The organism is Alistipes intestinihominis (genome assembly GCF_040095975.1).
Lineage (GTDB): Bacteria > Bacteroidota > Bacteroidia > Bacteroidales > Rikenellaceae > Alistipes > Alistipes senegalensis.
In genome coordinates this window covers 119,294-133,595 of the sequence record NZ_JBBMFL010000003.1, presented here as the reverse complement: position 1 = coordinate 133,595, position 14,302 = coordinate 119,294, and the positions used below count along the sequence as shown (strand labels likewise).

The window sequence follows — 14,302 nt, the reverse complement described above, 5'->3', positions numbered from 1 at the left end:
TGGGTTGACTGTGATTCAGCTGTTTTATCGTTCAATGGGACGGTGCTCCGGAGCAATGCCGAACTCCCGGTTCGGCTGCGGCCCCATCGTTAGACGCAATGTGCCGCCCTGCACGATGTCGCTGTGGCGAATGTAGGCGTAGGGATAGGGCTTGCCGTTGAGTTCTGCCGACTGGATGTAGATATTGCTTTCCGAGTTGCCCTCGGCCTTTACCGTGAATTTCCTGCCGTTGGCGGTCCGTATGGTCGTCTCCTTGAATTTGGGGCTGCCCAAAACATAGATTCCCAGCGAGGGATTGACCGGGTAGAACCCCATTGCCGAAAATACGTACCACGACGACATTTGACCACAATCCTCGTTTCCGGCCAGTCCATTAGGACGATCGGTATACATTTCGTTGAGTATGCGGCGTACCATGCGGGCTGTTTTCCACTGCTGCCCGGCGTAAGCGTAAAGATAAACGGTGTGATGCCCCGGTTCGTTGCCGTGCGCATATTGGCCGATCAGACCCGATATGTCGCCCGACGCCTGTTCGCCCATGTCGCCCTCGACCGTGAAAAGGCTGTCGAGTTTCTCGACGAACGCCTCGTCGCTTCTGAACAACGAAATCAGTCCCCGGACATCATGCGGAACCAGCCAGACGTACTGCCAGCCCGTACCTTCGCAGTAGTCGTCGTCGCGATGGGTCGAGTGGAACGGGTCGAACGGTTTGCGGAATGATCCGTCGAGGTTGCGGCCGCGGAAAAACCGGGTTTCGGAATCCCAGTAACTTGTGTAGAACCGAGCACGCCTGCCGAACAGACGGGCATCCTCTTTGCGGCCCAATTTTTCAGCCGCAAGGGCGATGCAACCGTCCGCCAGCGCATATTCCAACCCTTTGGCAACCGACTCCCCCTCTTTGTCGGACGGGATGTAATCCTGTGTGCGGAGCCATGCGAGTCCCTTGTAGTCGCTCAGCATCGAACGCTTCATGGCCTCGAAGGCACGGTTGTAGTCGATATCCGGAAAACCCTTCATCACGGCATCGGCGACAACCGGGACCGACTGTATGCCGATCATCTCGCGTGTGTCGGAGCCATAGAGATGCCATACGGGCAAATACCCCTGCTGGTCGTGGATGTCGAGCATCGTATTGATCATGTCGGAGACCCGTTCGGGTTGCAGCAGCGTGTAAAGCGGATGTGCAGCACGGTAGGTATCCCAAAGCGAAAAGACGGTATAAGTCTTGTGACCCGGGTCAGGGTAAGTTTTGCCGTCGGCACCACGGTATGCACCGTCGCAGTCGTTGAAGAGATTGGGCTGAAGAAAAGCATGGTAAAGCCCGGTGTAGAGGATACGGCGGGCTGCATCGTCTGTCCCTTTTACCGCGACTTTATCCAGTTCGCGTTCCCATTTGCGGTTGGTGGCCTTGACCGTCGCCGCAAAGTCCCAGCCGGGTAATTCGCGGTCTATATTACGTGCCGCGCCGAGCATACTGACGGGCGAGATGCCCACCTTGACCAGCACCTCGTGGGCGGAATTGTCGAGCCGTGCAACACCCTTAAGATTTATGCCGCGTTCGACGCTGCTGCCTGCGGTGAGTTTGTCGTCCTTGTAGATTTCGAGCGTTACAGGTTCCGAGAAGCGTGCCGTGAAATAGATGCGCTGCTGTTTGGACCAGCCTGCCGAACAACGGTAACCGCGGATCGTGTAGTTGTCCTGCTGTTCGATGAAAGTCTCCGTTGCCCGGTCGTCGCCGTTGGCGTTGAAGAGGTTTATCAGCACTTGCTTCTGCACATCGGCAGGAAAGGTATAGCGGTGAAAGCCCACACGTTCGGTAGCGGTTAGTTCAACGTCGATGCCGTAATCGTCCAGATGCAGCCAGTAGTAGGCCGGAGCGGTTGCTTCGCGCTCATGTGAGTAGCGCGAAGCGTAGCCGCTGTCGGGATTTTCCTGCGATCCCGGAAGCACACAGATCTTACCGGTTGTAGGCATGAAGATCAAGTCGCCTGTGTCGCTACAGCCCGTACCGTTGAGGTGCAGGTGCGCGAAGCCGACGCAGATCGAGTCCGAATCGTGGTAGCCCGAACACCAGTCCCAGCCCTTGTTGAAATTGTTGGGACCCGGTTGTACGGCACCGAACGGTGTCGAGACGCCCATGAACGTATGACCGTGTCCCGATGTTCCGATCCGGGTATCGACCCACTGTAGTATGCCCTCTTGCCGGGCGAGTTGCAGGTCGGGAGTGCGGGCCATCACCGCAGATGCGGCGCCGGCGAGCGCAATGAACGAGATGATCGAGTGTCTGAACATGGTCGGTGCAAGTTATTTGTTCTGCAATTTATTTTTCCATGGAATATGTTCGGGATGCTGCTCGTAGTATTTGCGTGCCGTGGCGGCATTGTCCTTGGGCAGCAGGAACACGAAACGACCGGGGAAATCCTTTTCCAGCCGCTCGGCTTCACGTTTCAGGCGGGCCACGCCGTGATAGCCGTAAGAGGCCGCCGTGGGGTAAACGTTAAGGAAATGGGGACGCGCGGGATCGAGCTGGCCCTGACGGTGGGCGAGGTTGTTGTAAAGGTCGCCTTCAGCTACAAGATGATCGCCTTGATTCATCACAATCACCCCTTTGTGGCAGTCGAGGATCACATCATCGTCGCCGTTGAATACACCTTCGAGCCCAGCGGTCTCGACATAGCGGTAAAACCGCTCCGTGCCGTAGGAAGTGTGCCAGAAACATCCGGTTTTGAAACCTGCCGAAGCAAGCCATTTACGGTTCTCTTCAAGCCATTTTTCATAGCCCTCTTCGCTGTAGTCGCGGCCATAGATGAACTGGTAGCCCGAAGGCCCGGCCATCAGCTCGTCGTTGGCGCTCATGTGCTTGTAGTACCATTCCATCAGGAAGGGGTTCAGCTCCTGCATGCCGGCGCAGAAGGTCGTACCCACAGGGAATGCCCCACGGTCTTTGTCATCGGTCCAGATGCCGTAGAGCGCGTTTTGGTCGAACTGCACGTTGTCTCCGTCGCTGAATACGACACTGACGTAGATTTTGCCGTTTTCGGCCTTGATGGCTCTGCCCGGCCGCTGTTTGAATGATTTGTTGGGATAACTGCACCAAAAACTGCCGTTGGCGTAATAGTCGCTCACGACATAGCCGATATTGTAACGGTTGGTGACGTATAACAGATCGTCGCCACTCTTGGCATAGCCCATGACAATGGCTCCCGGCCTGAAATCTCCCTTCTGGCAGATTTCCTCGATGATGGAGCGCTCCGCCTCGTCAGCGTCGTCGAGCCAGAATGCGAAGCCACGCGAGGCGACAGCATAGTCGTAGAGTGTCCACGGGTTGCCGAGCCAGTCGCTGCGCAGTCCCAGCGAAAAGAGAATATTCGGGTGGCATGCCGGCTGGATAGTCTTCATGGCCCATTCATAAGCGTCGCGTTTGGACGCCCAGCGGCCATACAAACGTTCGACGTGACCTTTCCACGGGATTTCGGCCGTCAGGCTGGCATAGAGTTCCTCGGTTAGCGGCAATCCACGGTGTTGGGCAGAAAGCATGACAGCCATGTTCCACGACCAGTCCTCCTCGGGACTCCAGATGTAGATATTCTGCACACGGTCCGCATAGGCCTTGAACAGCGATCGCAGCCCCGGATCGCGGCCCTCAGCAAGGGGCAGCACCTCGAAAGGCCGTTTGGTGTCGGCGAGCTGGCGCACATGGTGGTCGGCCAGATAGAGGTAGCATTCGGCCGTCTGCTGATTTATGAGCCCCTGGAAAGCCGTGGAGATCATGCGTGCGGGACCGTGATCCCGACGAATGTCGGCAACGGTGATCGTACCTTTGTGCATCTGGGTTTTGTAGAACTGTCCCGACTGCGGTGCGGCCGCAACTTTGCAACCGATGAACATTGCGGCAACTGTCAAGAACGGGAATATGCGGTGTTTGATGTTTTTCATGTTCGTTCGGGTTTACGCCTGCGGCCGCGTCTGCCGCCGGCTCGGTATGATGCGGCGGCAGACGGGCGGCACGGCTATTTTTTGAGTTTGAGTCGCAGTACAGTCATCGACTGGGGGCGGAACGTCACTTCCATGTCGGAACCGACGTGGTTGAAAACATCCTCCACGGGAACGATCCGGTTCCGCTCCTCGAAGGTATTTTCCTCATGCTTGGAGTTCGCCCAAAGGGAGATGCGTTTGCCCAGCGGCTCGAATTCGGCGTTGCGAAAATTGAACTTCGTCCGCATCGGAACATCCTCAGCGTTGATCACCTTGACGATCACTTCGTTGTTGGTGCGATCCAAACCCGCAATGGCGTATTGGCGCTGTACGTAGTGGTTGTCATAGCTCAGATCCTTATGGCCGTCGATCCAGCACTCCAGAATATCTTTGTCGCGGATGACGAGTTTCACGTGGTAGGTGCGCCCCGTCTCGATGCGTGTCGTCGGACGGTCGGTGTTCAGCACAAAGGCGTTGTCGTTGGCGACACTCTGGAAGATTGTCCATGCATTACCGAAGCTGCCCAATGTCAATTGGTAACAGTTCGCCGGGTCTTTGGCGCCGAACTTGAGAACGAATCCCTCTTTGCCGCCCAGTTTCTTGGCGTCGAATTCCACGGAAATGATTTTCGACTTGACGGCGTCGAGCCATTGGTCGCGGAGCATGATCGAGCCGGTGCCGTTTTCGTTGGGCTGGATCAACTTGCCGTTTTCAATTTTCCAGTCGCCCGAAGCGGCGATCCATTCTCCGGGATTATTCTCCAGGTCCGAGGAGTATACCTCTTCCCCGTCAACCGAAATGCGGATGTTCGAGTATTCGGCCGCCGTCTGATAGGTCCCCAGACCAATACCGCCGACCGGAGTGGTCTTGTCGGGCAGCAGGCCCAACTGCGTGTCTATGGCAAGATTCACATCCGGGCGGTTATCGGTGAACATGCGTTCGACCCAATAGGAACTGCGACCGATCACATCATCATTCTGCACCAGAATCAGATTGACGCCCATGCGGCATTTGGTGTTCTCCATCAGTGGAGCATAGGAGGTCATCGTCACCAAATCCGAGTTGCGTTCCATGCCCATGATGAAAGCCCCTTCGCTCAGCGCACCTTCCATATTGCCAGAACCGACACCCATGTTGCAGGCGTATTCGCCGACGTAGGTTTTGTGCCCCTCTTCGCGCGGGAACTTGTCGAAGTAGTCAGTGTTGGAGTAGTACCAACTGGGGAAGTTATAGAAATGGGGATCGTTCATGTCATAACCGTCGATCCATGAGAGCTGGTCGCTCATCGGCAGACAGGTAATGATCGTAATATCGGGGTACGCTTCGCGGATGCGCTTGTAGAAGCGGTTGTAGTATTTGGCGTACATGGCGCTGTGGTTCTCGTTGCCCACTTCGATATAATCGAGCGTGAAAGGCTCGGGATGTCCGTTCTTCGCACGTACAGCGCCCCATTTGGTGGTCTTGGCGTCGCCCGTGGCGTACTCGATGGCGTCGAGTGCATCCTGAATCAGCACCTCGACCTCGTTGTCGTCGTAATAGTCGCCGTTGCGACCGTCACACGACATGCCGGCATTGCAGACGAACATCGCCTTCGCGCCCATGTCCTCACAATACTGCAAAAATTCATGGTAACCAAATCCGTTGGTCGAGTGATAGCCCCAAAGGTTGTACTCACCCTTGCGGAGTTCGGGTTTGCCAATAGTGTTTTTCCAGTTCACCCGGTTTTCCATTGTCAGACCCTCGACGATACAGCCGCCGGGCCAGCGCATAAAGGCCGGTTTGAGATCGGCGACGAACTGGGCGACATCCTTGCGCAGGCCGTTGGGTCGGTTGTGGAAGGTCTCCTGCGGGAAGAGCGATACATAGTCGATTTCCAACTCTCCGGCCGAGTCGAAGCGCAGAGCGAACCGTCCGTCGTTCATGGTCTGCGAAGGCTTCATAACGGTTTCGAAGTATTTCCATTCGCCATCGCCTTTCAGCGCGAAACGTTTCGAGGCGACGACCTCATTCTTCACCGTGAGTATTTCCGCCGTCACGCCACCCTTGTAACCGGGCGCGGCCTTGATATAGAAACGCAGGTCGTATTTTTCGCCCGCCTTGACGGCCAGCCCGTAAAACCCGCTGTTCACCAGGCGGAACGGAGCCGCATGACGGTCGATGCTCAGGTACATAGCCTTCGAATCCTCGACGCCCAGATGGTCGGTGTCGTCGATGCGAACTGAATATTTGCCGTCGGCCGGACATTCGATCGTCCAACCTGGATGTGTATCCTCGATGTTCCACGGAATGCTCCAACTCCGCAGATGTTCGGGTGAGGAGTAGACCGATTTGCGGGGTGCGTATACACGCTTATCGTTCGGATTGTAGGTACAGCCCGACGGGAGGTTCGCCTCTTCGAAGCCGCGGTTGAAGATCAGTTCGGCATAGATGCCGCCGTCGGCCGAGCGGTTGATGTCTTCGAAGAATATACCGTACATCGTCGGGGCGACTTCGGCTTTCTCCTGCGCGACATCGATGTCAATGCGCGTCAGGGGAATCTCCTGCGCTTTCACAGCCGGAGCGAGACCTGCTACCCCTAAGGAAAGCAGTGCTAATAGTTTTGTTCTCATTGTCTTGCGGGTCGGTATTTTATTTGCAGTATTTTTTCAGCAGGTCGATCTCGGCCTGATCGTAAGGGGTGAAGTCTCCGTGATAAATGTCATGCTGCCACGGTCCCTTGTACTCGCCGTGTTCGGGACGATGGCCCCACGGAAGGTCGGTCTGCGTTTTGCCGTTCACCAGCCCCCACAACATGCAGCCTACTCGTTCTTCGGCAAAGACGGGCAATACAGTCGGGATCGTCGATGCGGCGGGGCGGTTCATCCATTCGGTGCAGATCACCGGACGCCCTTCCTTTTTCAGTTCGCGGCATGTATTGCGCGTATGGTTCGCATCGGCATAGCAATGGAAACTGACGATGTCCGAGTTATCGAGACAGAAGCGGTTCAACCCTTCGTTGCCGCACCATACGCCGATGGTGATCGGTTGCTTAACATCGACCTCGCGCGCCCATTTCACGACGTTCTTCAGCAACGGCAGACTGCGGTCACCCAATCCGCTGTTGGTGGGTTCGTTGTAAAGGTCCCAGACGAAAATGCGGTCGTCTTGGCCGAAACGGGTCATGATATCCTTGACATAGGTTTCAAGCAGGGGATGCGTGCGTTCGTCAATGACCATCGTATGGCCGGGCGAGGGCGACCATGCCCAGGCATACCAGCCTTTAAGCGGTTCGGGCTGCGATCCGGTCACGGGATCGGTGTTAGCTCCGAAAACGCAGTCGTCGAAGAAGATCGGCATCGCCTTGATACGGTGCTTGTCGCAGATCGAAAGAAACTTGTCGAATGCCTTGATGAAATGCTTCGGATTCTCGGCATAAACGGCATACTGAAGCACGACGCGGGCGCAGTTAAGCCCCGTCTCTTCGGCAAGCGCGAGTTCGCGCTCCATCACTTCGGGCGAAAAACTCGTCTTGTCCCACATGGCCGTGTAGTTGACGGCATTGGCGGGAATGTAATTGAAACCGCAGAACCACGGATTGGCTTCGCCCCATGCCTGTGCCTGCGCCTTGGTCCAGCGTTCCGAAGCACATGCGCCGGTCGTATGAATCGTCAGGACCGTTAATATGGCTGCAAATAGAATAGTAGTTTTTTTCATCAGTTTCGGTTTGAAGTTTTATTGTATTCGGTCAACGCCTCGTAAAAGGCTTCAATATTGGCGAAAGGCGTTTCTGGCGGTACGTCGCAACCCGACGAAAGAATGAAGTTGGGATATGCCGCCGTAGCGTTCAGCAGGTCCTGCGTTGCCCGGTACATTTCATCGGCGGATGCCTGTTTGAATAGTCCCACGGGATCGATGTTGCCCATGACCAACGTGTCGGTGGGACATGCTTCCAGTGCCGCAACCATCCCAGCCTGATTGCCGAAGTGGTAGCCGGCCGCTCCGGTTTCGATCATGGCTTCGGTGCAGTGCCCCGTGTTACCGCAGTTGTGCAGTACTACGAGGAAACTGTCGTCTTGAACCGACTCTACGATCCGGCGCACATATGAGGAGGAGTAAAGACTGCAATCCTCATTGGAAACGAGCCCGGCCGCGGGTTCGGCGATCACAACACCCTGTGCGCCGGCCTGTTTGAGCACCTGGCAGTATCCGCTGATGAACCGAGTGCATTTTTCCAGTAGCAACTGCACAGTTTCGGGCTCGGTGAAGATGGCCATCATCAGTTCGGTCATGCCGAAGAGCCTTCCGGCCAGCGAGAACGGGCCGATACAGCCTGCGAACAAGGGTTTGTCACCGATAGCTTCGGCCACGATGCGGTTAGCCTTGATATACTGCGGGATACGGCCGGTTTCGAGCGTTGGAATTTTCAGGGCTTCGATTTCCGCAAGGTTGTGCACCAAAGCATCGGTGACACTCGGAACTTCATTCTCCGGAAAAACGATGTGTGCGCCGAAAGCTTCCGCCTCTACCGTCAGGTCCATGATGACTGAACAGGCGTCAGCCGGATAGCGGTCATTGAGAGCCAGAATGGCACGGGCATGCACCTCGCCGTCGGTGACGGCGTCGCGCACCGTATAACCACACAATTCGATGCCCGGATGGGTCATGATCGGAATCGCCAGGCGGCGTTTACCGCTTCGGGCAGCTTCGGCCCAAACTTTCATATCGAGTGTTTTCATGTTCGGAGCGTATTTTAATTAGTGATTATCATGAAATCCTACGTTTATAGCATGCCGTGTTGCGACAGATTGCGCAACCATACGGTTTTCGTTCGACTCGACTGCCGATACCAATGATGCCACTGACCGATTTAATCGGGTACATCAGTGAACTTTCGGTCAGTTCAATGCCGCATGGCCGATCCGGGAGCATGCCGAACAGCAAATGTTGCTCGGTAACCCTCCAGCCGCAATATCCCGGACTGTAAGGGAGCGTGTGCGGTATCTCCAGATCGCAGTCCAGCTGTTGTTCGAGTTTTGCGACGCAAGCCTCGGCCAACACACTGCCTACGGAGTCGGCGATAAATTCCCGAACGCAGTCTCCCGACTCTTTGTAGGTGTGGCGAAACTCTTCGAATTCACGCCCTGCCGTAGCCACGAACAGACAGAACAGTTCCGCGCCAGCCAGACTGTCCGTGATGATCTTACCGGGACGAAAATTCACACCGCCGATCTCGATATGCAGCGGCGTCATCACCTGCCCGTTGCATATCCGGTAAAGGAAGCAAGGCTTGCAGACACGCTGCGCTTGGGAGAGCACTTCGTCGAGCATATCGAGTATCTCGGGTTCAGGTGTTTCGTCGCCGTAACCCATAGCGCGGTAAATCTCCTGCCGGTCGATCGTAAGATCCTTGTAGTTAATGTCTACTTGTCGGGTTCGCATGGAGGCGTCATTGGGTTCAAGCAATGCTGAGCAGTTGTTTCGCGCCTGTGACGGCCGCGTTGGCATTCGAGGTGTAAAGGTCAGCGCCGATTTGCGCAGCGAATGCCGCATTGACGGGTGCGCCACCCACCATGACTTTTACCTTGCTGCGCAATCCTGCTTTGTCCAGCTCCAGGATGACATTGCGCATGTAGTTCATCGTAGTCGTAAGCAGAGCCGAAAGGCAGAGTATATCGGCATTATGCTCCTCTACGGCTTTCACGAACTTTTCGCTCGACACATCGATACCCAAATTGACGACCTTGAATCCGCACCCTTCGAACATCGAGGCCACGAGGTTTTTGCCGATGTCGTGCAGATCGCCTTTGACCGTGCCGATCACCACGGTTCCGATGTGGGTTTCAACTTCGCTACTCATGTGAGGTTTAAGCACTTCCAAGGCTCCCTTCATGGCGCGCGCGGACATCAACAGATTGGGAACGAATGCTTTGCGGTCTTGGAACCGCTGGCCGATCTCGGCCATGCCGACGGTCAGATAATCATTGATGATCGTTTGGGCATCCATGCCGGATTCGATCGCTTTGCCGACCAGCTCTTGGGCAAGTTCGAGTTTGCCATCTACGATCGCCTGTGAAATTTGGTTCATATCTTCCATGGTCGTAGGTTATTTTAATTGTGAATTGGCTATGTCTATGAACGTAAGCATGTTTTCGAGCGACGTGTCGCTTTCCACCGAGTGCGAAGGTGAAAAAATGTAACCGCCATCACGGCCCAATTCGAGCAAGTGGCGGGATTCCCTCGCTACATCTTCTTTGGTACCGAAAGGCAGGGTTTTCTGCATGGACAGACCTCCGTGGAAAGCCAGCCGCCCCCGGTAACGGAGCAGCAATTCATCCACATCCATCACCTCGGGCTGGAAGGGATTGAAACAGTTGAGTCCGATTGAGATCAGATCGTCGAACAGTTCGTCCACATCGCCGCAACTGTGTATCATCACATATTTTCCGGCCTGATGGACGCGGCCGTACATACGCTGCAAACGGGGATAGATAAATTCCTTCCAGAGGTCGTATCCCATGATCAGTCCGATTTGTTGTCCCCAGTCGTCGCCGAAGTAAACCGCGTCAATATCGTATTCGAGGGCTTTGTCTATCTGGCGCAAATTGTAATCGCAGATCGCGTCGAACAACTGATTCACGAATTGGGGGTTGATATAGAAATCCATCAGCAGGTTTTCGATGCCTCGCAGCGTCCATGCCCGCTCGTAGAGCGAGAACCCGATCTGGAACACCCGGAACATGTCGGGCTTTTTACTGATTTCGCTCTCGATGTTAGCGAAGAAACGAGGATCGAGCGGATCGGGGAATGCGTAGCCTTCAAGCGTGGGATTTTCGAGAACACAACCCTTGACATCACCGATATCCTTATCTACGCTGCGATCCCACACCACGCCGAAGACATCGCGAACGTAATTGTCGCCCAGATCTTCAAAGAAGCCGATATCGCTTCCCAGTTGCAGGATATGGTTGCCCAGTATCGGATCGAGGTCGTCCGTAGCGTAGTACTTCATGAGTTCCTCTTTGGGCTCTTTGGTGAATTTGAAAGACCAAGGCACGTAGGGCGGTTTTTTGCCGTCGAGCACGCACTTGATTACTTCTCGTTTGGTCATATCGTTAATTTATAAAAATGAAGCGAATTTAGTTATACAAATATATAGGATAAAAAATCTGCTGTCTACGGTGTAATTTGCAAATAATTGTGCTATATTTGCACTAAGGGCCATTCTCTCGATAATAATATAAGATTATGCTTTACGAAACCATCATTCCGGCATCCGGATCGTCGTTTACGAAGAAGAATTTTATATTCAAACATTTTCCGCCTGACTGGCATTATCATCCCGAGTACGAACTGGTCGCCATTACGGAAGGAGTCGGGAAGCGTTTCGTCGGAAACGGTGTCAGTGAATTCTTTCCGGGAGACATCGCATTCATAGGTTCGAATGTGCCCCATTTCCATCTTAGCGATCGTGCCTACTATGAAAACAACGATCTATATTGCTGTTCCGAAGTGATTCAGTTCAACCAGAATATCTTTCCTGCTGATTTTCGCACTATGCCTGAATTCAGATCGATCGTACGCCTGCTGGACGAAAGCTCCCGCGGCCTGCTCTTTCACAATGATGAAGTGTTGGATCGTATCCGAACCCGTCTGTCGGATTTCGAACGACTCGACGGTTTGAAACGGCTGATGGAACTTTATCGTATTCTGGGGATGCTGAGCCAGACTCCTGATTTCTCCTACCTATCGATCTCCGAGATGGATTATAACCGGGTTAAAGACTTGCATAATCTGCCGGTATATCGGGCATATCAATATTTGGCCAATAATTTCAAGGAGTCCGTTACGCTCCAGCAGGTAGCCGAATATGCAGGACAGAATCCCACGGCACTGTGTCGAAATTTCAAGCAATCAACCGGACGCAGCATTTTCAACTGTCTGTTGGAAATCCGCATTGATTTCGCATACAAACTACTTGTCAACTCCGATTTCAGCATCATCCAGGTCGCTTATGAATCGGGGTTCCGCAATATCTCGCATTTCAATCATAAATTCAAAGAGATGTCGGGGCTCTCACCGTTGGAATACCGCCGTGCGCATCAGACGAAATTGAGTACGGAATATTTGGAGGAGGAACTTCCGGCCATAGCCTGCGACGAATGATCCGAAACGATAAGGCCGGTTCCTCTTTCGAAACCGGCCTTATCGTCTCGGATCGTTACCGGGCTTGCACCCTGCGGGGACCTTTGACGCGTATCTCGGTGGAGTGTTGCTTCCGGTCCGTTTCTGAGACGGGCTGAGAACCACCTACATAAAATGAAATACGCCCCGGGTTGCAGGCGACGGAACCGTCTTCACCGACCAGCGCGAGATCCCGCGCAGTGAGGTAGAATTCGACGATCTGGTCTTCGCCTGGTTGCAGATGAATGCGTTTTACTCCTTTCAACGCGCGGATCGGCTTGGGTTGCGGAGCATCGGGATGGCTAATGTAGAGCTGTACCACTTCATCTCCGGCTGCACTGCCCGTATTGCGGACGCGGGTCGCTATTTTCACAGGCTCTCCAGTGACGGCAGTTTTGGCGGTGCATACTGGAGCGTCATATGCAAAAGTCGTGTAGCTGAGTCCGTATCCGAACGGGTAGAGCGGTCGCCCTTCGAAATAGCGATAAGTACGGCCTTTCATCGAATAGTCGTTGAAATCGGGCAGTTGGTCGTCACCGGCGTAAAACGTGACCGGCAATCTCCCCGATGGGTTGCAGTCGCCCCACAGAATGTCTGCCACGGCCGTTCCGGCGGCCTGTCCGCCATACCAAGCCTGTAAGATCGCATCGGCGTTTTCAGCCTCCCACGGAAAAGCCACCGCACTACCCGACATCGAAACGAAGACAAGAGGAATTCCGGCCTGTTTCACTTGCTGCATTACTTGGGTCTGAACCTTGGGAAGCATGATGCTGGAGCGGTCGCCACCGAGGAATCCGTCGAGTTTTTCGCGCCCTGCGTCACCCTCTTCGCCCTCCAGCCGGGGCGAAATGCCCCCGACGTAAATCACGAGGTCAACACCTTCGATGGCTTTGCGAATCTCCTCAGCTCCGGCCTCGGGGGTGGTGTAATTCGAAGCGCGCAGATAGACGATTTCAGCGCCCGTCTTTGCCCGGATGCCTTGCAGGGGCGTTATAACCTCCGAAGGAAATCCGTTGTAGTTGCCCAGTTGAACTTCGGGCGAATCGGCGTTGGGCCCGAGTACGGCTATACGGCGCAAGTTGTGGTGCAGCGGAAGCAGACCGTTGTTCTTGAGCAGTACCATGGACTCGTGTGCCATTTTCAGCGCATGGGTTTTGTGTGAATCAGCTTCCAATATCGAATAGGGAACAGTAGCATAAGGATCGCGTTCAGCAGAGTCGAACATGCCGAGCCGGAACCGGATCGTCAGCAGCCGTGCGAGCGATTCGTCAATCACGGCTTCGGAGATAAGCCCCCGTTCGATAGCTTCGGGCAAATAGGCGAAGATTTCGCCGCAGTCCAGATCGGTCGTATGGATCACTGCATCCGCTGCGGCCGACGCCCCGTCCGGATGAGTCTTGTGGTTTTTGAAGAAATCGTCAATCGCCCCACAGTCCGAGGTAACATAACCCGTGAATTCCCAGTCGCTGCGCAGAATCTCCTGCATCAGCAGGTCGCTGGCACAGCACGGTTGTCCGCGGAACCGGTTGTAGGCTCCCATCACGGCACTGACCTTTCCATCTACTATCAGGTCGCGGAATGCGGGTAGATAGGTATCCCACAAGTCGTAGTCGCTTACATCGGCATTGAAGACATGCCGTGAAGGTTCGGGACCGCTGTGGACAGCATAGTGTTTGGCGCAGGCCGAAGTCTTCAGCAGAACCGAATCGTCGCCCTGCAATCCCTGCACGATGGCTTTGCCCAACAACCCGGTCAGGTAAGGGTCTTCGCCGTAGGTCTCCTGTCCCCGGCCCCAGCGCGGATCGCGGAAAATATTGATGTTCGGGGTCCAGAACGTAAGCCCTTTATACTGGATGCCGCCTTTGCCCGTGCGGTTGGCTTCGTTGTAGATGGCGCGCGCTTCGGTCGAGGTAATACTGCCCATTCTACGTAACGCTTCGGAATCGAATGTTGCAGCCATCGCTATCGCCTGCGGAAAGACGGTCACCTTGTCCCACGAGCGTCCGACACCGTGCAGACATTCGTTCCACCAGTTGTAGGCCGGAATTCCGAGCCGTTCGATTGCAGGCGTAAGGTTCTGCATTTGGGCGGCTTTCTCTTCGAGAGTCAGGCGCGATATGAGGTCTTGCACCCGGTCGGCGATCGGAAGACCGGGATTGCGGAATGG

Annotated in this window: 10 protein-coding genes; 1 reads left to right on the top strand and 9 read right to left on the bottom strand. The window is 54.8% G+C overall.

Going from position 1 to position 14,302, the window contains the following annotated elements; translation table 11 throughout:
* Positions 1–24: 24 nt before the first annotated feature.
* From WMO46_RS03670 to WMO46_RS03635, 8 genes are all read right to left on the bottom strand, one after another.
* Positions 25–2,292 (bottom strand): GH92 family glycosyl hydrolase, encoded by a 2,268-nt coding sequence (locus tag WMO46_RS03670; RefSeq protein WP_349093826.1) that lies wholly within the window; start codon positions 2,290–2,292, stop codon positions 25–27.
* A gap of 12 nt (positions 2,293–2,304) precedes the next feature.
* Positions 2,305–3,936, bottom strand: coding sequence for a hypothetical protein (locus WMO46_RS03665; protein WP_349093825.1), 1,632 nt, complete (start codon positions 3,934–3,936; stop codon positions 2,305–2,307).
* A 74-nt stretch (positions 3,937–4,010) separates the two neighbouring features.
* Positions 4,011–6,584 (bottom strand): alpha-L-arabinofuranosidase C-terminal domain-containing protein, encoded by a 2,574-nt coding sequence (locus tag WMO46_RS03660; protein ID WP_349093824.1) that lies wholly within the window; start codon positions 6,582–6,584, stop codon positions 4,011–4,013.
* Between the two features lie 19 nt (positions 6,585–6,603).
* The gene (locus tag WMO46_RS03655; protein ID WP_349093823.1) at positions 6,604–7,668 is read right to left on the bottom strand and encodes a cellulase family glycosylhydrolase; all 1,065 of its coding nucleotides are present in this window, start codon (positions 7,666–7,668) and stop codon (positions 6,604–6,606) included.
* Entirely contained in the window at positions 7,668–8,690 is a 1,023-nt protein-coding gene (locus WMO46_RS03650; RefSeq protein WP_349093822.1) for a uroporphyrinogen decarboxylase family protein, read from the bottom strand. Before WMO46_RS03650 ends, WMO46_RS03655 begins: the two co-directional genes overlap by 1 nt.
* A gap of 28 nt (positions 8,691–8,718) precedes the next feature.
* Positions 8,719–9,393: a vitamin B12 dependent-methionine synthase activation domain-containing protein gene (locus WMO46_RS03645; protein ID WP_288661242.1), complete on the bottom strand. Its 675-nt coding sequence runs from the start codon at positions 9,391–9,393 to the stop codon at positions 8,719–8,721.
* 16 nt (positions 9,394–9,409) lie between these two features.
* The gene (locus WMO46_RS03640) at positions 9,410–10,048 is read right to left on the bottom strand and encodes a corrinoid protein (protein WP_288661245.1); all 639 of its coding nucleotides are present in this window, start codon (positions 10,046–10,048) and stop codon (positions 9,410–9,412) included.
* A 9-nt stretch (positions 10,049–10,057) separates the two neighbouring features.
* A complete protein-coding gene (locus tag WMO46_RS03635; protein ID WP_349093821.1) occupies positions 10,058–11,062 on the bottom strand; it encodes a uroporphyrinogen decarboxylase family protein in 1,005 nt (334 codons plus the stop codon).
* Between the two features lie 137 nt (positions 11,063–11,199).
* Between WMO46_RS03635 and WMO46_RS03630 the strand changes: the two genes are divergently transcribed.
* Positions 11,200–12,117, top strand: coding sequence for an AraC family transcriptional regulator (locus WMO46_RS03630; protein WP_288661247.1), 918 nt, complete (start codon positions 11,200–11,202; stop codon positions 12,115–12,117).
* A 55-nt stretch (positions 12,118–12,172) separates the two neighbouring features.
* On the opposite strand, the gene WMO46_RS03625 is transcribed toward WMO46_RS03630, so the two are convergent.
* The gene (locus tag WMO46_RS03625; protein ID WP_349093820.1) at positions 12,173–14,266 is read right to left on the bottom strand and encodes a glycoside hydrolase family 3 C-terminal domain-containing protein; all 2,094 of its coding nucleotides are present in this window, start codon (positions 14,264–14,266) and stop codon (positions 12,173–12,175) included.
* Positions 14,267–14,302 lie beyond the last annotated feature (36 nt).

Coding starts and splice junctions, on each gene's coding strand:
- WMO46_RS03660 (WP_349093824.1), bottom strand. CDS start 6,584: ATGAGAACAAAACTATTAGCACTGCTTTCCTTAGGGGTAGCAGGTCTC.
- WMO46_RS03665 (WP_349093825.1), bottom strand. CDS start 3,936: ATGAAAAACATCAAACACCGCATATTCCCGTTCTTGACAGTTGCCGCA.
- WMO46_RS03630 (WP_288661247.1), top strand. CDS start 11,200: ATGCTTTACGAAACCATCATTCCGGCATCCGGATCGTCGTTTACGAAG.
- WMO46_RS03645 (WP_288661242.1), bottom strand. CDS start 9,393: ATGCGAACCCGACAAGTAGACATTAACTACAAGGATCTTACGATCGAC.
- WMO46_RS03635 (WP_349093821.1), bottom strand. CDS start 11,062: ATGACCAAACGAGAAGTAATCAAGTGCGTGCTCGACGGCAAAAAACCG.
- WMO46_RS03640 (WP_288661245.1), bottom strand. CDS start 10,048: ATGGAAGATATGAACCAAATTTCACAGGCGATCGTAGATGGCAAACTC.
- WMO46_RS03670 (WP_349093826.1), bottom strand. CDS start 2,292: ATGTTCAGACACTCGATCATCTCGTTCATTGCGCTCGCCGGCGCCGCA.
- WMO46_RS03655 (WP_349093823.1), bottom strand. CDS start 7,668: ATGAAAAAAACTACTATTCTATTTGCAGCCATATTAACGGTCCTGACG.
- WMO46_RS03650 (WP_349093822.1), bottom strand. CDS start 8,690: ATGAAAACACTCGATATGAAAGTTTGGGCCGAAGCTGCCCGAAGCGGT.